General features: G+C 68.3%; 19 protein-coding genes and 1 tRNA gene. 12 read left to right on the forward strand and 8 right to left on the reverse strand.

Features of this window, described 5'->3' with window-relative positions:
- Window positions 1-21: 21 nt before the first annotated feature.
- On the reverse strand, window positions 22-606 hold the full coding sequence (locus FBZ83_RS21890; RefSeq protein WP_145688707.1) for a TIGR00730 family Rossman fold protein: 585 nt from the start codon (window positions 604-606) through the stop codon (window positions 22-24).
- 142 nt (window positions 607-748) lie between these two features.
- On the opposite strand from FBZ83_RS21890, the gene FBZ83_RS21895 reads away from it, so the two are divergent.
- A complete protein-coding gene (locus FBZ83_RS21895) occupies window positions 749-985 on the forward strand; it encodes a hypothetical protein (RefSeq protein ID WP_145688713.1) in 237 nt (78 codons plus the stop codon).
- A 169-nt stretch (window positions 986-1,154) separates the two neighbouring features.
- Window positions 1,155-2,234, forward strand: coding sequence for a LysM peptidoglycan-binding domain-containing protein (locus tag FBZ83_RS21900; RefSeq protein WP_145688715.1), 1,080 nt, complete (start codon window positions 1,155-1,157; stop codon window positions 2,232-2,234).
- A 17-nt stretch (window positions 2,235-2,251) separates the two neighbouring features.
- Here FBZ83_RS21900 and FBZ83_RS21905 read toward each other — a convergent pair whose 3' ends face one another.
- Complete coding sequence (locus FBZ83_RS21905) at window positions 2,252-2,716, reverse strand: hypothetical protein (RefSeq protein WP_145688717.1); 465 nt, start codon at window positions 2,714-2,716, stop codon at window positions 2,252-2,254.
- 127 nt (window positions 2,717-2,843) lie between these two features.
- Between FBZ83_RS21905 and FBZ83_RS21910 the strand changes: the two genes are divergently transcribed.
- Both FBZ83_RS21910 and pssA read left to right on the forward strand, forming a co-directional pair.
- On the forward strand, window positions 2,844-3,542 hold the full coding sequence (locus FBZ83_RS21910) for a phosphatidylserine decarboxylase (protein ID WP_114857496.1): 699 nt from the start codon (window positions 2,844-2,846) through the stop codon (window positions 3,540-3,542).
- Window positions 3,539-4,447: a CDP-diacylglycerol--serine O-phosphatidyltransferase gene (gene pssA / locus FBZ83_RS21915; protein WP_145688725.1), complete on the forward strand. Its 909-nt coding sequence runs from the start codon at window positions 3,539-3,541 to the stop codon at window positions 4,445-4,447. The genes FBZ83_RS21910 and pssA overlap by 4 nt, the downstream gene beginning before the upstream one ends.
- Window positions 4,448-4,469: 22 nt before the next feature.
- Here pssA and FBZ83_RS21920 read toward each other — a convergent pair whose 3' ends face one another.
- Window positions 4,470-4,808: a hypothetical protein gene (locus FBZ83_RS21920; RefSeq protein ID WP_145688729.1), complete on the reverse strand. Its 339-nt coding sequence runs from the start codon at window positions 4,806-4,808 to the stop codon at window positions 4,470-4,472.
- Between the two features lie 265 nt (window positions 4,809-5,073).
- On the opposite strand from FBZ83_RS21920, the gene FBZ83_RS21925 reads away from it, so the two are divergent.
- Window positions 5,074-5,664 (forward strand): GNAT family N-acetyltransferase, encoded by a 591-nt coding sequence (locus FBZ83_RS21925; protein WP_145688731.1) that lies wholly within the window; start codon window positions 5,074-5,076, stop codon window positions 5,662-5,664.
- Window positions 5,665-5,687: 23 nt separating this feature from the next.
- On the opposite strand, the gene prmB is transcribed toward FBZ83_RS21925, so the two are convergent.
- On the reverse strand, window positions 5,688-6,629 hold the full coding sequence (gene prmB, locus FBZ83_RS21930) for a 50S ribosomal protein L3 N(5)-glutamine methyltransferase (RefSeq protein WP_145688733.1): 942 nt from the start codon (window positions 6,627-6,629) through the stop codon (window positions 5,688-5,690).
- Window positions 6,630-6,971 (reverse strand): arsenate reductase (glutaredoxin), encoded by a 342-nt coding sequence (gene arsC, locus FBZ83_RS21935; RefSeq protein WP_145688735.1) that lies wholly within the window; start codon window positions 6,969-6,971, stop codon window positions 6,630-6,632.
- Window positions 6,972-7,179: 208 nt separating this feature from the next.
- On the opposite strand from arsC, the gene serA reads away from it, so the two are divergent.
- Both serA and FBZ83_RS21945 read left to right on the forward strand, forming a co-directional pair.
- Window positions 7,180-8,427, forward strand: a complete 1,248-nt coding sequence (gene serA, locus FBZ83_RS21940) for a phosphoglycerate dehydrogenase (protein ID WP_145688737.1) — start codon at window positions 7,180-7,182, stop codon at window positions 8,425-8,427.
- 132 nt (window positions 8,428-8,559) lie between these two features.
- Window positions 8,560-9,225 carry a hypothetical protein gene (locus FBZ83_RS21945; RefSeq protein WP_145688739.1) on the forward strand — a complete coding sequence of 222 codons (666 nt, stop codon included), beginning with the start codon at window positions 8,560-8,562 and terminating at the stop codon, window positions 9,223-9,225.
- Window positions 9,226-9,375: 150 nt separating this feature from the next.
- Here FBZ83_RS21945 and FBZ83_RS21950 read toward each other — a convergent pair whose 3' ends face one another.
- The 3 genes from FBZ83_RS21950 to carA all read right to left on the reverse strand — a co-directional run bounded on the left by FBZ83_RS21950 (window position 9,376) and on the right by carA (window position 14,248).
- Window positions 9,376-9,681, reverse strand: coding sequence for an HNH endonuclease (locus FBZ83_RS21950; protein ID WP_186466160.1), 306 nt, complete (start codon window positions 9,679-9,681; stop codon window positions 9,376-9,378).
- A 37-nt stretch (window positions 9,682-9,718) separates the two neighbouring features.
- Window positions 9,719-12,793, reverse strand: coding sequence for a response regulator (locus tag FBZ83_RS21955; protein ID WP_145688741.1), 3,075 nt, complete (start codon window positions 12,791-12,793; stop codon window positions 9,719-9,721).
- 279 nt (window positions 12,794-13,072) lie between these two features.
- The gene (carA, locus tag FBZ83_RS21960; protein WP_014240921.1) at window positions 13,073-14,248 is read right to left on the reverse strand and encodes a glutamine-hydrolyzing carbamoyl-phosphate synthase small subunit; all 1,176 of its coding nucleotides are present in this window, start codon (window positions 14,246-14,248) and stop codon (window positions 13,073-13,075) included.
- Window positions 14,249-14,737: 489 nt separating this feature from the next.
- Here carA and FBZ83_RS21965 point away from each other — a divergent pair, with 489 nt between their 5' ends.
- The 5 genes from FBZ83_RS21965 to FBZ83_RS32045 all read left to right on the forward strand — a co-directional run bounded on the left by FBZ83_RS21965 (window position 14,738) and on the right by FBZ83_RS32045 (window position 24,189).
- Complete coding sequence (locus FBZ83_RS21965; RefSeq protein ID WP_145688743.1) at window positions 14,738-15,199, forward strand: GatB/YqeY domain-containing protein; 462 nt, start codon at window positions 14,738-14,740, stop codon at window positions 15,197-15,199.
- Between the two features lie 38 nt (window positions 15,200-15,237).
- Entirely contained in the window at window positions 15,238-17,172 is a 1,935-nt protein-coding gene (gene dnaG / locus FBZ83_RS21970; protein ID WP_145688745.1) for a DNA primase, read from the forward strand.
- A 185-nt stretch (window positions 17,173-17,357) separates the two neighbouring features.
- Window positions 17,358-19,319 (forward strand): RNA polymerase sigma factor RpoD, encoded by a 1,962-nt coding sequence (gene rpoD, locus FBZ83_RS21975; RefSeq protein WP_145678444.1) that lies wholly within the window; start codon window positions 17,358-17,360, stop codon window positions 19,317-19,319.
- A 149-nt stretch (window positions 19,320-19,468) separates the two neighbouring features.
- Window positions 19,469-19,544, forward strand: a tRNA-Ile gene (locus FBZ83_RS21980).
- Between the two features lie 355 nt (window positions 19,545-19,899).
- A complete protein-coding gene (locus FBZ83_RS32045; RefSeq protein ID WP_282186911.1) occupies window positions 19,900-24,189 on the forward strand; it encodes a beta strand repeat-containing protein in 4,290 nt (1,429 codons plus the stop codon).
- Window positions 24,190-24,313: the final 124 nt, after the last annotated feature.

Consider the following 24,313-nt stretch of genomic DNA (forward strand, 5'->3'; position numbering starts at 1 on the left):
TGGTCCTACCACTTGGTCTTTTCAGAGCTTTTGTGTGGGAATCTTCAGCGCGGGCTCCGGTTCATAGGCCAGCGCGGAAAACACGTCGTCCACGTCATCGACGACGGTGTACAGCGCGCGGTGCGCCGGCTGGGTGAAACCCTGCGCCACCGTATGGTCGATCAGGCCGAGCAAGGGGCGCCAGTAGCCGTCCACATCGGCGATCACCACCGGCTTGTCATGCAGACCCAGCTGCTTCCAGGTCAGAATCTCGAACGCCTCGTCGAGCGTGCCGAGACCACCCGGCAGCACCACGAAGGCGTCGGCGCGGTCCACCATCATCCGCTTGCGGGTGTGCATGCTGTCGACGACGTGCAGTTCGGTCAGGCCGGTGTGCTCGATCTCGGCGGACTGGATGTGCTCCGGTATGATGCCGATGACCTGCCCCCCGGCGGCCAGCGCCGCGTCGGCGGCGATTCCCATAAGCCCGACGCGCCCGCCGCCGTAGATGAGCTGGATGCCCCGCCGGGCGAGTCCGTCGCCCAACATATGGGCGGCCTCCTTGTGGACAGCGGCGACGCGGCTGGATGAGCCGCAATAGACGCAGACGGAATTCGGGGCTTTCATCGCTCACCCTTTCTCGCCGAATGGGTACACGTTCCGGTGACTGTTCCGGCGCGCCCGGCGGGGTCACCTAAAGCAAGGGAATAGCAAAGCCGGGGCGGCGTCTACCCGGACATCGGACTTCAGCCCATCGGGAGGGAATATTATGGATTCGCGCGTCGTCAATGCCCTGGCCGCCATTTCGGTGGCCACGTTCCTGTTCCTCGGCTTTGGCGGGGGCTTCGGCGGCGGGATCGGCTTTCTGACCGGCGGGGGCAAGGCGAACGCTGGCGGCGCCACGGCGGCTCGCGCCACGGAGACCAGCGTCTCCGCGGCCGATCTGTCCTCGGGCGACCTGTCCTCCGGCCGCCATTCCGAGACGGTCGCCAAGCTGGACAAGTGAGCCCGCCGACGCGGGCGGTGGGACCGTGCCGCCCGGCGGCGCGAAGGCGGTGGGCCGGTCCCGATGCGGCTATGCGTCTGCTCCATCGGCGGTGTTCAGTTCCGCCGCCGCAATCTGCTATCCTGTCGCAAGCCGGCGTGTCCGCCGGCAATGATGCGGCGGTGCTCCGGTGAAGCAAGCTCTCCTGTTCGGCGGTGCGGCGACGGTCGCTGCGGCCGCCGTTGTCGCGTATCTGGCCTTCGATCCGGCGTCCGCGCCGGGCACCCGCGCCGGCACGGCCGGGTCCGGAACAACCGTCGCGCTGGGCAGCGTGACCCCGGCCAAGCCGCCGGCCAGCGCGCCCGCCCCGGCGAAAGCCGCGGAGGAGCCCGCCGGTCCGCGCTTCGACATCGTGCGCGTCGCCCCGGACGGCGCCACCGTGATGGCCGGGCGCGCCACGCCGGGCTCGTCGGTGACCGTCCATGACGGGGAGCGCGCGCTGGGCTCCGTCAACGCCGACGCGCGCGGCGAATGGGTCCTTCTTCCCGACCAGCCCCTGGCTCCCGGAGCCCGCGAACTGAGCCTGTCGGAAAAGGCGACGCCCGCCGCCGAACCGACCCCGTCGGAGCGCGTCGTGGTCGTCGTGGTGCCCGACCCGCCGCCCGCCACCGGCGGGGCCTCTTCGGACGCGCCAACCGGTCCGCTGGCCGTCGCCATGCCGCGCGGCGGGCTGGGCGACGGGCAGGGGGGCAGCACCGTCCTCCAGGCGCCCAAGGGGCCGGCCGCGCCGGCGACCCGCGGCGTGGCGGCCCCGCCGCCGCCGGGGGGCGTGTCTCTGGAAAGCATGGATTACGACGCCGCCGGGCAGGTCGCCATGGGCGGCCGGGCGCAGCCGGGCAGCGCCGTGCAGCTCTATCTCGACAATCTGCTGGTCGGGAGCGCCCACACCGACCCGAACGGTCAATGGCGGCTGCGCCCGGAGCGTGCCGTGGCGCCGGGCGTCTACACGCTGCGCGCCGATCAGGTCACCGACTCGGGCAAGGTCACCGCCCGCGTCGAGCTGCCGGTGCAGGTGTCGGAGGTTCCGGCCAACCTGCCGGACGGCCGGTCGATGGTCGTCCAGCCCGGCAACAGCCTGTGGCGGATCGCCCGCTCCACCTACGGGCGCGGCGTGCAGTACACGATGATCTACGAGGCCAACCGCGGCCAGATCCGCGACCCGGACCTGATCTACCCCGGCCAGATCTTCGCGCTGCCGGTCTCGAACTGAGCGTTTTCGATCCGGGCTTACAGATAGGGAGCAAGCAGGCGCAGGAAGGGGCGCGCCTGCTGGAGCGCGACCACCGTCTGGTGGATGAGATCCTCCGGCGTTGCCTGCCCCTCGAACTCGGCTTCGGAGAACAGCAGGATCTTTTGGCCTTCCTGGATGAGGAAGCGGGTGCCCCGACGGTCCTGGATGCCGCGCAGGATCGCCAGGAGCTGGCGCCGCCGCTCCGGCGACTGGGCGGTGTAAGGGATGTGGCCGATCTCCGCCCACACCTGCGACCGCGACGTTTCCCCGTCGAAGCCGACAGCGATGCTGAAGGGCAGCCCGTCGGCCATGAAGTGCAGCCGCGCCGGGCGCGGCGGCTGGGCGATGCCCAGCACGCCCTCGGGAGTCATCACGAAGGTGTCGGGGCTGAAGGGCAGGGCGGTCTGCGAGACCTGCGCGAGCGACGGCATGGCCTGAAGGCGGGCGGCGGGAACGGACACGGGGGCTCGCTCATTCCTGTGGTGTCGGTGGCGTCACTCTGCTCCTTCCCTGCTAAAATTCTGTAAAGGGCGGGGGATGCTGTCTAGAATGCGCCGCTCCAACGATCCGAGGCTGAAGTAACCGGCGATGTCCGCCCTCAACACCGTAGTCGTTCCGATCCACCGCGCCGGCTGGCCGTTCATCGCCGCCTTCGCCGTGGTCTCCCTGATCCTCGGGCTTGCCGTGGCGAAACCGCTGGGCTGGCTGGGTCTCGTCCTCACCCTGTGGTGCGTGTATTTCTTCCGTGATCCCGATCGCGTGACGCCGACGCGGCCCGGCCTGCTGGTCAGCCCCGCCGATGGGCGCGTGACCATGATCGTTCCCGCGGTTCCGCCGCCGGAACTGGGCATGGGCGACACGCCGCTGACCCGCGTGAGCATCTTCCTCAACGTCTTCAACGTGCACGTCAACCGCGTGCCGGCGGACGGCACGGTGGTCGCGGCGGAGTATCACAAGGGCACCTTCGTGAACGCCGCGCTGGACAAGGCCAGCGAGGAGAACGAGCGCGCCGCCTTCCGCCACCGTCTTCCCGACGGGCGTGAGATTGCCTATGTGCAGATCGCCGGCCTCGTCGCCCGCCGCATCCTCTACTGGGTGAAGGCCGGCCAGGAGGTCAAGGCGGGCGAGCGGTTCGGCCTGATCCGATTCGGCAGCCGCACCGACGTCTATCTGCCGGACGGCGTCGTCCCGCTGGTCTGCGTCGGGCAGACGGCGATCGGCGGCGAGACCGTGCTGGCCGACCTGACCGCCACCGAACCGCAACGGCAGGGGGATGTCCGCCGATGAAGCGACCGGTCTTCAAGCCGGCAGTGTTCCGCAAGCGCCGGGCGCGCCGCCCGCATCCGCGGCTGAAGGGGTTGTCGATCAACCATCTTCTGCCCAACGTGCTGACGGTGCTGGCGCTGTGCTCCGGCCTGACGGCCATCCGCTTCGCCATGCACGAGCGCTGGGAGCAGGCGGTCGTCTGCATCGTCATCGCCGCGATCCTCGACGCGCTGGACGGGCGGATCGCCCGCCTGCTGAACGGGCAGAGCAAGTTCGGCGCGGAGCTGGACAGCCTGTCCGACGTCATCAGCTTCGGCGTGGCCCCCGCTTTCCTGATGTATCTGTGGGCGCTGAACGGCGCCGGCAGTCTGGGCTGGATCGCCGCCATGGCCTACGCGGTCTGCGCGGCGCTGCGGTTGGCCCGCTTCAACTCGCGCCTGGACGTCGACCTGCCGCCCTGGGCCTTCAACTACTTCACCGGCGTTCCCGCGCCGGCGGGTGCCGGTCTGGCCGTTCTTCCCATGGTCATCGGCTTCGAGGCCGGGCCGGACATCGCCGGCCACCCGGCCGTCGTCGTGCCCTGGACGCTGGCGATGGGCGGGCTGATGGTCAGCACGCTGCCCACCTTCTCCTTCAAGGGGATGCGGGTGCCGACCCAGTATGTGGTGCCGGGTCTGGTCGGCGTCGGCCTGCTCGCCGCCTCGCTGGTCAGCCAGCCCTGGTGGACGCTGGCCTTCCTCGGGCTGGCCTATCTGGCGAGCCTGCCCTTTTCGGTGGCGCAGTTCCGCAAGCTGCAGCAGGCCGCCCAACTGATGAAGGAGACGGAGGAGGCCCCGGCGGAGGAGGCGGTGGCCGCCGCCCCGGAAACGCCGCCTTCGTCGCCTGAGGTGGTGTCTGAAAAGACCAGGACGCCCTCGTCCGACTGACGCCGGACGCCCGCCCTCGCCGTCATTCGGCGGCGGCGGGCAGGTCCAGCGGCAGGGTCCGTTCGGTCACCGCGACCGCGAGCACCATCGGGATCTGGCGCAGGCAGTTGCCGACATGGTTCGACTCCGCGGCCACCATGCCGGTCATCTCGACCTCCACCGTCAGCTCGTCGCCCAGCAGGCGGCTGTTCAGCGACAGCGGAACGAGGCCGCGCTTGGCGAACAGCTCCAGCACGCGGGGCAGGGTGCCGGGATCGGCGTCGGCCTGCACGGCGAAGCGGACGAGACGGTTCGGATCGGTCGGACGGGATTCGGCGGCGGGCGCCGCCAGCGTGACGGCGGACAATGTGACGGTGGGCATGGGTCGCTCTTACCTTGGTCTTTAATCGATGAGTGCAGGGTCAGACCTGCAGACGCGCGAAAACCCCGGCTCTCACACGAGAACCGGGCTGCTAATTCGCAGACCCAGGGTAAGGTGGTGATCCATCATGACCACCAGGATAGGGCGATGGGCGGCCATGGTCAATGGAGTCGGGGAGTGAAGCTCATTAACCCTCTCCCCTCCGGGGAGAGGGGACATAGGCGGCGGCAACCAATAAATTCCATCCGACAGGACACGCGAAGCCATGAACGACAACGGCATCCACATCCGTCCGGCCGAGCCGGACGACGCGCCGGACTTGGCGCGGCTCATCGACATGGCCGGCGGCGGCGTCTACGAGTTCCTGCTCGACGGGCTGGTGCCCGGCCAGACGGCGGCGGAAATGCTGGTGCCGGGTCTGGCGGGCACATCGGGATCCTTTTCCCACCGCCATTCGGGCGTCGCGGAGGTGGCGGGGCGGATTGTCGGGGTCGCCCACGCCTACCCGGTGGATTGGATCAAGACCCAGGATTACAGCGGGCTGCCCGTCGACCGGCTGGCCCACATGGAGGACTTCAACCGGGTGCACGACTGGGGCAGCTATTTCCTGTCGGCGCTGGCCGTCGACCCGGCATGGCGCCGCCGCGGCATCGCCTCCCAACTCCTTGCCTGGGTCTACGAGCGGGCGCGCCGCGGCCGGTTCGACCGGGTGACCCTGCATGTCTGGGCCGACAACGCCGACGCCCGCCAACTCTACGCCAAGGAAGGCTTCGCCGAGATCGGCCGCGCCGAGATCCCCTGGCACGAGCGGTTGCCGCACCAGGGGGGAAGCGTGCTGCTCCGGCGTCCGGTCTGAGCCCGGCCTGATCGGCGGTCCGGTTACTTGCCCGGCTTCAGCTGGTCGCGGGTCAGCCAGAAGACCTCGCCGAAGCTGTTCGCGGTCTCCACCCAGAAGAAATCGAGGTCCGGATACTCGGCTTCCAGGATCTCGCGGCCCGTGCCGAACTCGCAGAGCAGACCGCCCTCCGGAGTCAGGTGCTTGGGCGCCTCCTTGAGGATGCGGCGCACGATGTCCAGCCCGTCGTCGCCCGACGCCAGGGCCATCTGCGGCTCGTGGCGGAACTCCGGCGGCAGGTTGGCCATCGCCTCGGCGTCCACATAGGGCGGGTTGGTGATGATGACATCGTACTTGCGGTTCTTCAGCGGCGCGAACAGGTCGCCGTGGTGCAGGGCGATGCGGTCCTCGAACCCGCTGTCGGCGACGTTGCGCTTGGCCACCTCCAGCGCGTCGGCGGACAGGTCCACCGCGTCCACCTGGGCCTCCGGGAAGATCTGCGCGGCCAGGATGGCGAGGCAGCCGGAGCCGGTGCACAGGTCAAGCACCCGCTCCACCTCCGTCGGGTCCTCCACCAGCGTGAAGTCGTCGCCGCCGATCAGGTCGGAGAACAGGATTTCCCCGATGTAGGAGCGCGGGACGATCACCCGCTCGTCCACATAGAAGGGGATGCCCTGGATGTAGGCCTTGTTCAGCAGGTAGGAGGCCGGCTTGCGCGTCTCCACGCGGGCGTGCAGCAGGTCGGCGACCTTGCGGCGCTCCGCCAGGGTCAGCCGGGCGTCCACATAGGGGTCGAGCTGGTCGATGGGCAGGCTCAGCCCTTCCAGCACCATGAACACCGCCTCGTCATGGGCGTTGGTGGTGCCGTGGCCGTAGTCCAGATCGGCCTCGGTGAAGCGGCTGACGCCGTAGCGGATCAGGTCGCGGACGGTGCGCAGCTCGGTCGCCGCGTCGGCGGGGGTGAGGTCCAGGGAGGGCTTGGTCACTTACAGGATCTCCAGAACGCTTTCCGGCGGACGGCCCACGCGGGCCTTGTCGCCCGTGACGACGATGGGCCGCTCGATGGCGGCCGGGTTGGCGGACAATGCGTCGATCAGGGCGTCGCCGTCGAGATCCTTGGCGATCCCGGCCTCCGCCGCCTCCTTGGCGCGCAGGATGTCGCGCGGGCCCTTGCCCAGCTTGCCCAGGATGGCCTTCAGCTCGGCGGGGGTGGGCGGGGTCTTCAGATACTCAACGACGGTGGGCTCGACGCCCCGGGACCTCAGAAGCTCCAGCGTCTGGCGCGACTTGGTGCAGCGCGGGTTGTGGTAGATGGTGATGTCGCTCATCCTGGTTTTTCCCTCGCTCTTGCCGGCCCAGTGATTGCCTTCGCCAGGAATACACCCGCCCCGCGTGCGGCGCCAACCCGCCATGCGGAATGGCGGCGGCAACGCAACATCCCTCGCGTGACAAGGCCGGCGCTTGGCATTACCTTGCGCGCTCGCATTATTGGCGGCCCGCCGCGTGCGGGGCCATTCATTTCGACGGATGCCGGCCGTGACGAAGCTCTCGCTCTCCAAGGACAAGATCAACATCCTGCTGCTCGAAGGCGTTCACGACAACGCCATCAACGAGCTGGCGCATGGCGGTTACGCCACCGTGGAGCGCCTGCCGCACGCGCTGGACGAATCGGAGCTGCTGGAGCGCATCGGGTCCGTCCACATGCTGGGCATCCGCTCGCGCACCCATCTGACCGCCAAGGTTCTTGAGGCCGCGACCCGCCTGTTCAGCGTCGGCTGCTTCTGCATCGGCACGAATCAGGTCGATTTGAAGGCCGCGCGCCGACTCGGCATCCCGGTCTTCAACGCGCCCTATTCGAACACCCGGTCGGTGGCGGAGCTGGTGATCGGCGAGGTCATCATGCTGATGCGCGGCATCTTCTCGAAGTCGAACCTCGTGCACGGCGGCGGCTGGATGAAGTCGGCCAAGGACTCGTACGAGATCCGCGGCAAGACGCTGGGCATCGTCGGCTACGGCCACATCGGCACCCAGGTGTCGATCATGGCCGAATCGATGGGCATGAAGGTCCGCTACTACGACGTCGTGAACAAGCTGGCGCTCGGCAACGCGCAGCCCTGCCACTCGCTGGAGGAGCTGCTGGCGGTGTCCGACGTGGTGACCCTGCACGTCCCCGACACCGCGCAGACCCGCGACATGATCGGCGAGGCGCAGATCCGCGCCATGAAGAAGGGCGCCCACCTGATCAACGCCGCCCGCGGCAAGGTCGTGGTGATCGAGGCGCTGGCCGCCGCCCTGAAGGACAAGCATCTGCTGGGTGCCGCCATCGACGTGTTCCCGAAGGAGCCGGGCGGCGACAAGGAGGTGTTCGAGAGCGCGCTGCGCGGGCTCGACAACGTCATCCTGACCCCGCACATCGGCGGCTCGACGATGGAAGCCCAGGCCAACATCGGCACCGAGGTGTCGCAGAAGCTGATCGAGTATTCGGACAACGGTTCGACCATGGGCGCCGTGAACTTCCCGCAGGTCGGCCTGCCGGTCGTCCACGCCGGCAGCACCCGCTTCCTGCACGTCCACGAGAACCGTCCGGGCGTGCTGCGCAAGATCAACGAGGTCTTCTCGGGCCGCAACCTGAACATCGCCGCGCAGTATCTCCAGACCGACCCGGAGCTGGGCTACGTCGTGGTGGATGTCGACGGCGACGTGGATGAGAGCGAGGTGGCGAGCGACCTGCGCGCCATCGAAGGCACGCTGAAGGCCCGCTACCTCTATCCGGGCAAGCGCTGAGACGTTGCGGCCCTTGCTCTCGGCGGGGGCCGCACCGACATAGGCGGAATGACCCTCCGCCTGTATCGACCGCGTCTGCGCGCCGGCCTCCTGACGCTCCTGTGCCTGGGTGGGGGAGGGCTTTGCTTCGCGGTGCCTGCGGCCGCGCAAACCGCGGTCGCCCAAGGCGGGGTCGCCGCCTGTCCGGACTTCGCGCCGGCCCGCGTGGTCCTTGATCTGCAGATCGCACCGCTGCGCACCGACTACAGCCAGTCGATCCGGCAGCTTGCCCAGAAGCCGGGGCGGCGCCCGGTCGCGGGGCGGACCGCCAATTCCCACACGCTGGGGTTGGCGGCCATCCAGTACAATCAGCAATGGCAGGCCGGAGTCATGACGGCGTCGCTGGGGCAGGGCCGCTACTGCGGCGCGGCGCAGACACTGACCGTCACCTTCGGTTATGACGAGCGGACCGTCTATGTCGCCCGCGAGCTGCCGCAGGGCAGTTGCATCCACGGCGAGGTCCTGGCCCACGAGATGCGCCACGTCACGGTGGACGAGCAGCTTCTGCGCGAGTATGTGCCGGTCCTGAAGCGCCGGCTGGAGGAGGTGGTCGGCCGCGCCGGCCCGGCCCAAGGGCGCTCCGAGCGGCAGGTCATGGCGGCGATCGAGCAGCCGATCAAGGCGGCGATGCGCCAGCTGATGGAGGAGTTCGGGCGCGAGCGGAACGCGCGTCAGGCCCGCATCGACACCCCGGCCGAGTACGAGCGCATCGGCCAGTCCTGCAACGGCGAGATCAACCGCTACCTCGGGCGCGTGTAAAGACTCCCCTCTCCCGTCCCGGGAGAGGGAGGGGCCCGCCGCGAATCGGTGGGAGGGTGAGGGTACTGCCAAGAATCCGCGCTCTGATCCTTGGACGACCCTCACCCGGCCCTTTGGGCCACCCTCTCCCGAGGTGGGAGAGGGATTTTGTCACCGCCGGCGGCCGCGTCCGGAGGCGTGGCGGTCGATGAATTCCGGCGGCTTGCGCGACACCCAGCGCAGAAAGGCGGCGATGTCCGGGTGGGCGCGCAGGCTGGCGATGGTGTGGTAGTGGTCGCGCAACTCCGCCTCGCTCAGCACCGTGTGGATCTTGGCGTGGCAGATGCGGTGCATGGTCACGGTGTCCCGTCCGCCGTAGGTGCGGGGGATCAGGTGATGCTCGTTCAGGCTGGGGCCGGGCACCATCGGACGCCCGCAGAGCGGGCAAGGCGGATGGAACGGGGCGGGCGGCGGCATCGGGCGTCCGGTTGGGAGTCTGGTCGGGCGGCGGCCGTCAGGTCGGAGGCGCCGGGGGCAGGGCGGCGCGGATGCGCGCGACCAGCTCGTCGGCCTGATAGGGCTTCTGGAGGATGGGCAGCCCGTCCAGCGCCGAGGCCCGCTGGATCTCCGCATAGCCGGTGACCATCAGGACCGGCAGGCCGGGGCGCCGGACCCGCAACTCCCGCACAAGCTCCAGCCCCGTCATGCCGGGCATCGCGTAATCGGTCAGCACGAGGTCCACCTCCGGGTCGCGGGCGAAGGCGTCCAGCGCATCGGGGCCGCTGGACGCCTCCATGATGCGGAAACCGGCATGCTCCAGAACCGTTGCGGTCGCCATGCGGACCAGCGCCTCGTCCTCCACCAGCAGGATGGTGGCGGGGCGGGGCGGGGACTGGACGGCGGCGGGCGGTTCGGCATCGTGGCCCGCCTCCTCCTCCGTGTCGGCCCGCGGCAGATAGAGTGTGACCGTCGTTCCGGTGCCCAGCCGGGTCGTCAGGACCACCGTCCCGCCGGACTGCGCGGCCAAGCCGTGCACCATCGACAGGCCCAGGCCGGTGCCGTGCCCGACGCCCTTCGTCGTGAAGAAGGGTTCGAAGGCGCGGGCCGCCGTCTCCTCGCTCATGCCGCTGCCGGTGTCGGTGACGGCGATGGACACGCAGTCCCCGGCCGCGAGGTCGAGCGGCCGTCCCTCCATGTCGTCCGGGCAATTGCCGGTGCGGATGGTCAGGGTGCCGCCCGCCGTCATGGCGTCCCGCGCGTTGATGGCGAGGTTGAGGATGGCCATTTCGAGCTGGTTCGGGTCGACCCGCGCCGGCCACAGGCTGGGGTCCGTCTCCGTCACGATGCGCGTGGTGCCGCCCAGCGTGCGCTCCAGCAGCCCGCCCATGCCGGTGACCAGGGCGCCGACGTCGACCGTCTTCGGCTCCAGCCGCTGCCGGCGGGAAAAGGCCAGCAGATGCTGGGTCAGGGTGGCGCCGCGCTCCACCGCCTTCTCCGCCATGTCGAGGGCCTGGGGGTGGGTGGACCCTCCGCTTTCCCCGGCGGCGCGCAGCAGGTAGAGCGAGGTCCCGATGGCCTGGAGCAGGTTGTTGAAGTCGTGGGCGATGCCGCCGGTGAGCTGACCGATGGCCTCCATCTTGCGGGCCTGGTGGAGCGTCTCCTCGATCTCGCGCAGGGCCTGGCCGGTGCGCTCCCGCTCCTCGACGTCGCGGGCGACGTGGTAGGCGCCGATGCGCCGCCCGCTGGAATCCAGGATGGTGCCGAAGGCCAGCTCGTAGCGCTTGCGCTGCAACGTGGGGTCGCCCAGCTCCTCCACGATGGTGAAACGCTCCCCGCCGAGCGCGCGGCTCCACAGCGACTCCATGGTGATCTGCGCGGTGGGCAGATGCTCCATCATCTCGGGCAGGCGCTGGCCGATGGCCGGGCGGTGGCCGTACAGTGCCTCGACCTCCCGCTGGTAGGCACCGTTGAACAGGATGTAGCGAAGCTCCTGGTCCACCGCGACGATCAGGTCGGTGGAGCTTTCGATGATCGCGGCGAACAGGCGGCGGTCGGAGGCGTGGCGGTCCACCAGCTCGCCCAGCTGCATCTCATGGGCGCGCCGCCGCTCCGTCACGTCCTCCAGGATGCCGACGGCGCGGGTGGTGCCGTCCGGGTCGGTCAGGCAGGAGCCGCGCATGGCCAGCCAACGCACCTGTCCGTCAGGCGAGCCCACGGGGAACTCCGCCTCCAGCTCGCCCTTCGACGGGTCGTCGCGGAAGAGGGCGGCGCGGACGGCGTTGCGGTGGTCGGCCGCGACGTTGCGGATCCAGGATTCGACCGAGGCCCCGTCGAGCACCGGGACGCCCAGCAGGGCCGCGGTGTGGTCCGAGCCGTGGAAGCGGCGGCTGCGCGTGTCGAAGCGCCAGACTCCCAGCCCGACCACCTCCATGACCAGCCGCTGCTGGGCCTCGCTGTCGCGCAGGCGGCGGGCCGCCCGGTTCAGCGCGCCGGCCACCGCGTTGACCTCGCGGATCGGCGCGGGGGCGGTCATCATCAGCGCGGCGTGCGGACCGTCGCGCCCCAGCGCCAGGGCGGAACCGGCCAGCGCGGCCACCGGATCGGCGATGCGCCGCCCGACCACCAAAGCCATCGCGAGACTGACGAGCAGCAGGATGCCGCCGCCGCATAAGACCAGCGTGACCGAGCGGCGCATGGGCTCGGTGATCAGCTCCTGCGGGACGCCGACGGCGACGGTCCAGCCCGACATCTCCGACCGCGCGAAGGCGTTGAACAGCGGCGTGCCATCCCGCGCCACGATGCCGAAGGAGCCGGAACTGGCCGAGGCGGTCCGGCGGAACACCTCCGCGGAAACCGGCGTGCCGGTGAAGGTCTCCTGCGAGGCGGTGCGGGTGATGACGACGCCCTGGCGGTCCCACAGCGCGGCGACCCAGCCGTCCGGGAGCCCCTGCTGGCGCAGCACCTCGATGAACATCTCGGTCGGGATGCTCATGGCCAGCACGCGCTCCGACGGTCCGTTCCGGGTGATCGGCAGCGCGACGGCGACCAGGGGGCGTTGGGCGACCGAGCCCATGAAGATTTCGGAGATCTGGGTCTGTCCGCTGTCCGCCGTCCGCCGGACCAGACCGGTCACCGCGGCGCGGGGAAGCGGCTCGCCGAACGGGCGGCGCGTGTTGATCAACTGCTGGCCCTGGGCGTTGCTCAGGACGATGTGGACGCCCTCGCGCCGGGCGCCCTTGTGCTGGAGCACTTCGGTCGCCTGCCGGTGGAAGGCGGCGAGATCGCCCCGCTCCAGATGGGGGGAGGTGGTCAGGACCTGGAGCGCCGTCTCCATCGCCATGAGTTCGCGGTCCACCGCGACGGCCAGGGTACGCGCCAGATCCTGGCCGGACCGCTCGATCGCCGCGCTCTGCGTCTCGGCCATGCGGAAGACCGTCCAGCCGGCGAAGCCCAGCATCGGCAGAAGCGCCGCCATGACCAGCAGCACCAGCCCGGTGCGCAGCGACAGGCCGCCGATCCAGGCTTGGTCGTCGCCCGCCACGCCGTCGTTGGCGGCGGTGGCGTCGTCATCCTGAGCGTGCACAGGCACGAGTTGTCATGCTCCGGTATGAATGGTGGGGGACGCGTCCGTAACCATCGCAGAGTCCGGCGGCAAAGGACACACCTTTGACGGAGCAGGGTTTTTATCGAAGGGGGTGGAAATTTCGGCCGGATCACCCATTCGGGCGATGCCGTTGCCGGGAGCGGTCCCGGCGGGGAAAAGGCGCGGGTGTGCGACGCTTCGCACGTCCGGACAAGAAAAAAGGGAGCCGCAACCGGCTCCCTTCCTCGCATCGGTCTTCGCGTCGGCCGGTGTGGCCGCGGGACGTCAGGCCGGCTGCTTGCCGTCCATCAGCGCCACGAAGCGGTCGAACAGATAATGGCTGTCCTGCGGGCCGGGCGAGGCCTCCGGATGGTACTGCACCGAGAAGACCGGCTTGTTCTTCAGCCGGATGCCCTCGTTGGTGCCGTCGAACAGGCTGACGTGGGTCACCTCGGCGTCGGCGGGCAGGGTCTCCTCCATCACCACGAAGCCATGGTTCTGGCTGGTGATCTCCACCCGGCCCGAGGCCAGGTCCTTGACCGGATGGTTGGCGCCGCGGTGGCCCAGCGGCATCTTCTTCGTCTTGGCGCCCAGCGCCAGCGACAGCATCTGGTGGCCCAGGCAGATGCCGAACATCGGCAGGCCGGTGTCCAGCAGGCCCTTGATCGTCGGCACGGCGTACTCGCCGGTGGCCGCGGGGTCGCCGGGGCCGTTGGACAGGAAGACGCCGTCCGGCTTGTGGCGCATCACGTCCTCGACGGTGGCGGTGCCCGGAACCACGGTCACCTTGCAGCCGGCCGCGGCGAGGCAGCGCAGGATGTTGCGCTTGGCGCCGAAATCGATCGCCACGACGTGGAAGCGCGGGCTCTCCTGCGTGGCGTAGCCGGCGCCGAGCGTCCAGGCGCCCTCATCCCAGCCGTAGGTCTGGCGGCAGGAGACGTCCTTGGCGAGGTCCATGCCCTCCAGCCCCGGCCAGCCCTTGGCCTTGGCGACCAGCGCGTCGAGGTCGAACTTGCCGTCCGGCGCGTGGGCGACGACGCCGTTCGGGGCGCCCAGGTCGCGGATGCGCCGGGTCAGGCGGCGGGTGTCCACCCCGGCCAGACCGACCAGACCGTAGCTCTTCAGCCAGTCGTCGAGATGGCGGGTGGCGCGCCAGTTCGACGGGTCGGTGACGTCGGCGCGCAGGATCAGGCCGCGCGCGGCGGGGGTCACCGTCTCGATGTCTTCCGGGTTGGCGCCGGTGTTGCCGATGTGGGGGAAGGTGAAGGTGATGATCTGGCCGGCGTAGCTGGGGTCGGTCAGGATTTCCTGATAGCCGGTCATCGAGGTGTTGAAGCACACCTCGCCCACCGAATCCCCCACCGCACCGATGCCTCGGCCCTTGAAGACGGTGCCGTCGGCCAGAACCAGGACACCGGTGTAAGCGCCGGCATCGCCCGCCGGGAGAGTCGATTGAGCCATCCTTCAGACCTTATCAAGAGCCGCCGCGGGCCACAAATTCCTGCATCGCGGAACGTCGGCGCCGCGTCCCGCCCCGCTGGGCGCACGCGTCGTCGTCGGTCCGTGCCCCGCCATCCCGGCTCCTTGCGGTTCGGGTGTCTGAGCCTGGATCGATTAGTCGGGACGGGTGAGCCGGTCAACCGTATATGACGATTGGTACCCCGATTTCCAGCGGCGCGTTTGCATAATCGCCGTGCTTCACCGGTGGGGCTTGACCGTTGGAGGGGCCTTCCGACGGGCTGTCGGGGGGTGCGGGGCGGGCCTTCGGAATTGACGTGGCAATCCGGAGCAAATTTAGGAATATTACCGGTTCGCGCCGAGTCCCCCGCGCCATGCCGCGGAGGACCGGGGGCGCGGATGCCGCCGGACGGCCGTCGATCGCTTCGACACGACGAACGCCCCGGACGACCGTTTGACGAACACACCTGACGAACACGAAGGACACACGCAATGCTGCGCACGCGCCTGAACGAGGCCTTGAAGCAGGCGATGCTCGCCAAGAACCAGCGCGCCGTCTCGACCGTGCGCCTGATCCTGGCCGCGCTGAAGGACCGGGACATCGCGGCGCGCTCGCGCGGTGTCACCGACGGCATCGACGAGGCGGAGATCCTGTCCATGCTGCAGACGATGATCAAGCAGCGCGGCGAGTCGATCAAGCTGTACGAGCAGGGCGGCCGCCTGGAACTGGCCGAGCAGGAGCGCGAGGAGATCACCATCATCGAGGGCTTCCTGCCCAAGCAGATGTCGGAGGCCGAGGTGGCCGCCGCCGTCAAGACGGTGGTGGACGAGATCGGTGCCACCTGCATCAAGGACATGGGCAAGGTGATGGCGGAGCTGAAGACCCGCTACGCCGGCCAGATGGACTTCGCCAAGGTCAGCGGCACCGTGAAGCAGCAGCTCTCGGCCTGCTGAGCGTGCGGTTTCCGATCTAGAACGGGGGCCTCCCGCCCATGGCCTTCCCGCCGCAATTCCTGGAAGAGCTGCGCACCCGTCTCGCCTTGTCGGACGTGGTGGGCAAGCGCCTGCGCCTGATCCGCGCCGGCCGCGAGTACAAGGCGCCGTGCCCCTTCCACAACGAGAAGTCGCCCTCCTTCTACGTCAATGACCAGAAGGGCTTCTTCCACTGCTTCGGCTGCGGGGCGCACGGCGACATCATCGGCTTCGTCATGCGCCACGACAACCTCGCCTTCCCGGAGGCGGTGGAGGCGCTGGCCGGCGAGGCGGGGCTGCCGGTCCCCCGCGCCACCGAGGAGGACAAGCAGCGCTACGAGCGGCGCAAGACGCTGCACGATCTGGTGGAGCAGGCCGCCCGCTGGTTCGAGCAGCAGCTTTACGCCCCCGTTGGGCGCGCCGGGCTGGAGTATTTCCAGCGCCGTGGGCTGGACACCGAGGGCATGGCGCGCTTCCGCCTGGGCTTCGCCCCCGGCGATTCCGGCGCGCTGCGCGGCCAGCTTCTGAAGCAGGGCTTCTCGGAAGAGGACATGGTGACCGCCGGCCTGCTGAAGCGGCCGGACGACGGGCGCACGCCCTACAGCTTCTTCCGCAACCGGGTGATCTTCCCGGTGACCGACCGGCGCGGCCGGGTGGTCGCCTTCGGCGGGCGCATCCTGGAGGGCGACGGTCCGAAATACGTCAACACCGCCGACACCCCGCTGTTCCACAAGGGCACGCTGTTGTACGGCCTGTCGCGGGCGCGGCAGGCGGCGGCGGACGGCAAGCCGGTGATCGTCGCCGAAGGCTACATGGACGTCATCGCGCTGGTCCGCGCCGGCTTCGAGGGCGCGGTGGCGCCGCTCGGCACCGCCCTGACCGAGACGCAGGTCCAGGAGCTGTGGAAGCTGATCCCCGACGCGGAGAAGGTGCCCTTCCTCTGCTTCGACGGCGACAACGCCGGGCGGCGCGCGGCGTGGCGGGCGGTGGAGCGCATCCTGCCCCACCTCGCCCCCGGCCACTCCGCCCGCGTCGCCTTCCTGCCGGAGGGCGAGGACCCCGACAGCCTGATCCGCCTGCACGGCCCCCGCGCCATGCAGGAGCTGCTGGGCGAGGCAATCCCGCTGTCCGAGGCAGTCTGGCGCATGGAGACCGAGGGCAAGCCCACCGACACGCCCGAATCGAAGGCGGCGGTGAAGGCCGCCCTGGACGCGCGGGTCGGGCAGATCGCCGACCGCGACGTGCAGGTCTTCTACCGCACCGAGATGCGCCGCCGCGTTGACGAGGCCTTCGCCCCGCCGCCGCGCCAGCGCTACGAGCGCGGTCCCTGGGTTCCGGGCGGTTCCTGGCAAGGCGGGGGGCAGGGCGGGGGGCGCTTCGGCCAGCAAACGCGCCGTCACACGCCGGGCCTGCCGGGCCTGCGCACCGCGCCGCCGCCCGGCCACCGCCGCCGCAACCCCGGCAACCTCGCCGCCGCGCGGGAGCGCGTTCTGCTCGCCGTGATCATCAATCATCCCGAGTTGTTTGATGAGTTGGGCGAATCGCTGGGCATGCTGCCGTTTCCCGACCGGGAATTGGAGGAATTGCGCCAAGCGGTCATTGGATTGCTTGCCGAACGCCGGGAAAACGACTCGGGACTTGACGCCGCATCGCTTTGTCGCCACTTGTCTTCCGCCGGCTATGATACCATTGTCCGCTCTCTGCTCAGCGAGTCGACCTATGTCCATGCCGGCTTTGCACGCCCGGACGCGTCCTCCTTGGACGCGAAACGGGGGTGGTGGCCGACATGGCATCATCTGCATCACAGGCAGGTGATGGCCGATTTGAGAGAAGCGGAGGCGGCTTTGGCCCGTGACAACAGCGAGGCGAACTTCGCGCGGGTCGTGGCCCTTCAACAGGAGGTCATCAGGTCCGGAATGGGTATGACGGATGACGAGGATCTCGACGATGCGTAGCGGCCAGCGCCGCCGGGCATGGTGCGGAAGGGAAGGGCCGGAGGGAATGAGACCCGGAGGGGTCTGGCCGGACACGGTCCGGAACGGTTCACAACCGGTTTAAGCAGGTGCGGATCGACAGCGGGGGGCCGCTGCGATGCGCGCTATGGGTTTTTATAATGGGGTAATGCGGGGGCATCGATCGCATGGCCACGAAAGCTGCGAACAGCGTTGAAGTTTCCGAAGCCCGGGACGAGGCCGGCGACGGCCCGCTCATGGACGGCATGGGTCTTGCCGTCAAGAAGATGATCGCCCGCGGCAAGGAGCGTGGCTACGTCACCTATGACGAGCTGAACGCTGCCCTGCCGCAGGACACGTCGTCTTCCGAGCAGATCGAAGACACGATGGCGATGCTCTCCGAGATGGGCATCAACATCGTCGAATCGGAAGAGCAGGATTCGGAAGGCAACGCCAACGCCGACGGCGAGGGCGAAGGCCGGTCCGCCGGCAATCTGGACGATGACGACATCGGCCGCACCGACGACCCCGTGCGCATGTATCTGCGCGAGATGGGCTCGGTCGAACTGCTGTCGCGCGAGGGCGAAATCGCCATCGCGAAGCGCATCGAGGCCGGGCGCGAGATGATGATCGGGGCGATCTGCGAATCGCCGCTGACCATCCGCGCCATCCTCGAGTGGCACGACGCCCTTATGGAAGGGAAGATGCTGCTGCGCGACATCATCGACCTGGACGCCACCTATGGCGGCGGCCCGGACGGTGAGGAGATCCCCGAAGGTCTGGCCGAGCCGGTGGAAGCCGCCCCGGAGGAGACCGAGGAGGAGCGACCGCCGCGTCCCGAGGGCGAAAGCGAGGAAGAGGGCGACGAGGACGGCGACAACAGCCTGTCCCTGTCGGCCATGGAAGCCGCGCTGAAGCCGCAGGTCATCGAGACCTTCGAGAAGATCAAGACCACCTACGACAAGCTGCACAAGCTGCACGAGGGCCGCATCGCGGCCATCCAGCGCGGCGAGGACGTGGCCAAGCAGTCGGACAAGAAGTACGACAAGCTCAAGACCGAGATGGTCGAGCTGATGAACACGGTGCGCCTGAACAACCAGCGCATCGAGCAGCTTGTCGAGCAGCTCTACGCCCTGAACCGCAAGCTGACCGGCTTCGAAGGCAAGCTGCTGCGCATGGCGACCGACTGCCGCGTGAAGCGCGAAGACTTCCTCAACCACTATTTCGGGCACGAACTCGACCCGAACTGGCTGGAGCGCATCCGTGGCCTGAACCCCAAGACCTGGGGCAAGTTCTACGACAAGTACGAGGCCGACATCCGCAAGACGCGCGACGGCGTGTCGAGCATCTCGGATGAGGCCAAGCTGCCGATCAGCGAGTTCCGCCGCATCGTCTCCACCGTCCAGAAGGGCGAGAAGGAAGCGAGCCGCGCGAAGAAGGAGATGGTCGAGGCCAACCTGCGCCTCGTGATCTCCATTGCGAAGAAGTACACGAACCGCGGCCTGCAGTTCCTGGACCTGATCCAGGAGGGCAACATCGGCCTGATGAAGGCGGTGGACAAGTTCGAGTACCGGCGCGGCTACAAGTTCTCGACCTACGCGACGTGGTGGATCCGTCAGGCGATCACCCGCTCGATCGCCGACCAGGCGCGGACCATCCGCATCCCGGTCCACATGATCGAGACGATCAACAAGCTGGTCCGCACCAGCCGCCAGATGCTGCACGAGATCGGCCGCGAGCCGACCCCGGAGGAGCTGGCGGAACGCCTGATGATGCCGCTGGAGAAGGTCCGCAAGGTCCTGAAGATCGCCAAGGAGCCGATCTCCCTCGAAACGCCGATCGGCGACGAGGAGGATTCGCATCTCGGCGACTTCATCGAGGACAAGAACGCGGTGCTGCCGCTCGACGCCGCCATCCAGGCGAACCTGCGCGAGACGACGACCCGTGTCCTGGCCTCGCTGACCCCGCGCGAGGAGCGTGTCCTGCGCATGCGCTTCGGCATCGGCATGAACACCGACCATACGCTGGAAGAGGTCGGCCAGCAGTTCAACGTGACGCGCGAGCGCATTCGCCAGATCGAGGCGAAGGCCCTGCGCAAGCTGAAGCACCCGTCGCGGTCGCGCAAGCTGCGCAGCTTCCTGGACACCTGAGGTTTCCGGGAACGAACGCTCCGCACGGATTGCGGCTGTATGAAAAGCGGGGGACCTTCGGGTCCCCTGTTTTCATTTCGGGCTCCGTCCCGCATCGAACGGGGTTGCATAAGTTCCCTCTTCTGGGCACATTCGGCATCCCTTGGTGGGGGCCTGTAGTTCAGCGGTTAGAACGCGCCGCTCATAACGGTGTTGTCGTCGGTTCGAATCCGGCCAGGCCCACCAAGCTTTTAAGGATTTCGGCAATTCGTCGGAGCCCTTGCCGTTGTCGTGGCACGCAGATGCCGGACTCCGTGCTCCGACACGGTGGCCATGTAGCCATCAGTTCCTGCCAAGTGACGACGCGCAGGGTGCCACCCGACACGCCCGTCTCCCCTCGCTGCAACACTTCCCATCGACATGAGAACTCCCCGAGTGTGTGGCGGCCTCGGCCAAAGCCGCGCGGGATCAGCTCGTGCCCAACCGATCGGTTGTGAATTCTCATCAGGAACCGGACGATCGGAGGCACTTCGAGAAATTGACTTCTCAAGATTGCAGATGTAGGAACTCATTCGCAATCGATGATGTTGAAGAGGGTGTGATGGCCGTCGTTCTGGGAACCGAAGGGTCGGATACTCTGCAAGCGGGTGCCAGCGGCGACACGCTGATGGGGGGCGGTGGAATGGACCTGCTGGTCGGCGATCTGGGGGCCGACCTGCTGATCGGCGGCGCGGGCGCGGACAGCCTGACCGGCGGCGCCGGCAACGATACCTTCCAATACGCCAACGCGAGCGATCTCTCCGGCGACGTGATCTTCGACTTCGCGTCTGGCGATCGTCTGGACCTGTCGGCGCTTCATGCCCGCTACATCGGCAATACCTTGTTTTTTTCCGGCGGCGGCGAAGCGCAGGTTGCTTCGATCACCAGTGGTGGGAACACCTATCTGTACGTCGACGGCAACGGCGACGGGATGGTCGACGCGACCGCGATGATCGTCGGCCAGCATGCGCTGGTGGAGGAAGCGCCGCATTCGGGCATCTTCCTGACGCGGAGCCAGCGCTTGGCCGGTACGGACGGTAACGATCGGCTGCTCGGCGGCTACGCGACCGACACGCTCGACGGTGGTGCCGGCGATGACACGCTTGTAGGCGGCTGGGCACCCGATGTTCTTCAGGGCGGGCTGGGCGCCGACCTGCTGATCGGCGGCGCCGGGATGGACAGCCTGAGCGGTGGCCTCGGCAACGACACCTTCCTCTACACGAGCGTCGGGGACATTGCCGGCGACTTGATCACCGATTTCACGGTGGGCGACCGTCTCGACCTGTCGGCCCTGCATGCGACCTACGTCGGCAACAGCGCAACGGTGGCGAACGGGCAGGCGCAGATCCGAACCTACACGGCGGGTAACCTTACGGTCCTTGCCGTCGACGCCAACGGCGATGGTTGGATCGACGCCACGCTCTCCCTGAGCAACCAGCCGGGCCTTGTGGAGGAGACGACCGGTTCGGGAATCTTCATCACCCAGTCCCTCTCACTGACTGGCGGCAACGGCGACGACAGCCTGACCGGCGATGTCGGCAGCGATTATCTCAACGGTGAAGACGGGAACGACACGCTGGTCGGCGGGCTCGGCAACGATTACCTCAACGGCGGGCTGGGCGCCGATCTGCTGATCGGCGGTGCCGGGATGGACAGCCTGTCCGGCGGCAACGGCAACGACACGCTCGATGGCGGCGCCGGCAAGGATTACCTCAACGGCGGCAGCGGCGACGACACCTTCCGTTACAGCGCGGCCACCGACATTGCCGGCGATTCGATCGCGGACCTGACCCACGGCGATCGCCTCGACCTGTCGGGACTGGGTGCCCGCTTCATCGGGACCGGCAATTTTTCCGGCACGGGTTCGGCGGAGATCCGGTACGTGGGCGGTGGATACGTCACGACGGTCTTGGTCGACTCCAACGGCGATGGCGTCGCGGACGCGTCGCTGACCATCTCCGGAGACCACGCCCTGACGGAGGAGGTGACCGGGAACGGCGTACTGCTGACGCCGAACCGCCAGATCAACGGGACCTCGGGGGACGACAGCCTGACCGGCTACGTCGGCAACGATTCCATCGACGGTGGAGACGGGAACGACACGCTGGTCGGCGGGCTCGGCAACGATTACATCAACGGTGGACTGGGCGCCGACCTGCTGATCGGCGGCGCCGGGATGGACAGCCTGTCCGGCGGCAACGGTGACGATACGCTCGACGGCGGGGCCGGCAACGATTACCTCAACGGCGGCAGCGGCAACGACACTTTCCGTTACAGCGGCGCGGGCGACGTCACGGGCGATCGCATCGGCGATTTCAGCTACGGGGACCGTCTCGACCTGTCGGCCCTGAACGCCCAATTCATCGGGACGGGCAGCTTCACTGCCGGCGGAACGGCCCAGATCCGTTACACGCCCGCGTCCAACTACAATTGGACGACGACGGTCAGCGTCGATGTGAACGGGGACGGCACGGCCGACGCGAGCCTGACGCTATACGGCAACATCACGTCCCTGGTCGAGGAATCGGCCGGTTCCGGCGTGCTCATTGCCCTGGACCGCAGCCAAACGGGGACGTCGGGAGCCGACAGCCTCGTCGGCAACGTTGCCGTCGACACGATCTACGGCCTGGATGGCGACGATACGCTCGACGGTGGGGCCGGCAACGACAGCCTGCTCGGCGGCAACGGCAACGACAGCCTGATCGGCGGGACCGGCAACGACACGCTGTTCGGTGATCTGGGCGACGACACGCTGATTGGTGGGGCTGGCAACGACAGCCTGTTCGGCGGAAACGGATCGGACAGCTTCGTCTTCGGAAGCGTGACCGACCTTGCCGGCGATACCATCTTCGACCTGAACCACACCGACCGCATCGACCTGTCGGCTCTCGGCGCCACCTTCCTCGGCACCTTCACGAACTCCTACGTGGCGTCCAACACCGGCCATGCGCAGATGTGGGCGGTCCAGTTTCTAGGAACGACCTCCCTCTACGTCGATGCGAACGGCGACGGCCTGTCGGATGGGGTGCTCACCCTGACCGGAGGGCCGGTCTTGGCGGAAACGGCCGCCGGCTCCGGCATCCTGGTCACGCAGACCCGGAATCTCACGGGAACGCCCGGCAACGACACGCTGACGGGCGATGTCGCGAACGATTCGCTGAGCGGTTCGTCGGGTGACGATGTGCTGATCGGCAATGCCGGCAACGACACGCTCGATGGAGGTGCCGGCAACGACACGCTCATCGGCGGTGCGGGCAACGACATCCTCTACGGCTCGTCCGGCGACGACGTCTACCTTTACACCAGCGCCGCCGACGCGTTTGGCGACTACATATCCGACAGCTTTGGGAGCGACCGTCTCGATTTCTCGGCTCTCGGGGCCACCTTCGTCGGTTCCGCCGCGTTCAGCGCGACCGGCAACGCCCAGTTCCGCGCCTATTACTCCGGTTACAGCTTCACCATCGCGTTCGACACGAATGGTGACGGCCTCACGGATGGGGCAATGTCGGCCTTCCTGCCCTACCCATCGGATACGCTGGTGGAAACCTCGGCGGGGTCGGGCGTTCTGATCCGCTCCTCGTTGCTGCCGGCTGTGGGGGGGCTTGTAGGAACGATCGGCAACGACACGCTGAACGGAACCGCTGGCAACGACACCATCGTCGGATTGGATGGCAACGATTTCCTGCTGGGCGGCACCGGCAACGACCGGCTGGATGGCGGGTCTGGCAACGACACGTTGGCTGGCGGGTCTGGCAACGACACGCTGGTTGGCGGAGCCGGCACGGATGTTGCGGTGTTCACCGGCATTTCCAGCAACTATTCGGTCCGGGGCGCGCCCGGCGGCGCGATCATCGTGACCGACCTGTCCGGGACCGAAGGCTCCGATCTGCTGAGCGGCGTGGAGATCCTGCGCTTTGCCGACGGCGACTTCGCGACGCCGAGTTCGGCCATTCGGCTGGACGTGGACGGCAACGGCAATGCCGACCTGATCTGGCAGGACGGCCAGGGCAGCCTGACGCTGTGGTCGATGAACGGTTCCGCAGTGACGGAGAAAGTCATCGGCAGCACCGGTTCGGCGGACTGGCAGCCGGCCGGCTTCGCCGACTTCAGCGGCGACGCCAAGGCCGATGTGCTGTGGCGTTCGGCCTCCAGCGGCATCATGTCGCTGTGGACGATGGATGGACAGGGCGGGGTGTCCGCGGTCAACGCGGTGGGCGACCCCGGCTCGACCGACTGGCAGATTGCGGCGACGCAGGACTTCAGCGGCGACGGCCAGACCGACATCCTGTGGCGCTCCGCCTCCAGCGGCATCATGTCGCTGTGGACGATGAACGGGCAGGGCGGGGTGTCCGCAGTGACGCCGGTGGGCGATCCCGGCTCGACCGACTGGCAGGTCGCGGCGGTGCAGGACTTCAGCGGCGACGGACAAGCCGACATCCTGTGGCGCTCGGCCTCGGCGGGCAACATGTCGCTGTGGACGATGAACGGCACCCAGGTGTCCCAGGTCAGCGTGGTCGGCGACCCCGGCTCGTTGGACTGGGTCATCGCGGGGACCGCCGACCTCACCGGCGACGGCCAGACCGACATCCTGTGGCGCTCCGCCTCCACGGGCAAGATGTCGCTGTGGGAGATGCACGGCACCAGCGTGTTCAAGGTGCAGCCGGTGGGCGACCCCGGTTCCACCGACTGGCGGGTCGCCAAGCTCGACGACTTCAGCGGTGATGGGCAGACCGATATCCTGTGGCGCTCCCAGAGCACCGGCGCCCTGTCGCTGTGGACCATGAACGGCACCAACGTGCAGTCGGCCCAGATGGTCTCGACCGCACCGAAGAGCGATTGGGCGCTGTTGTAGGACCCCGGCCTCCTGACGGAAGGAGGGATTCCGGACGACGACGCTGCTAGGATCAGGCTGCGGACGGTGAGCGGTGTCTCGCCGTCCGCGGTGCGGCAGCGGCGGCGTCCGGACCGACATAAGG

It is taken from the genome of Azospirillum brasilense (assembly GCF_007827815.1).
In the GTDB taxonomy this organism is placed as follows: Bacteria; Pseudomonadota; Alphaproteobacteria; order Azospirillales; family Azospirillaceae; genus Azospirillum; species Azospirillum brasilense_C.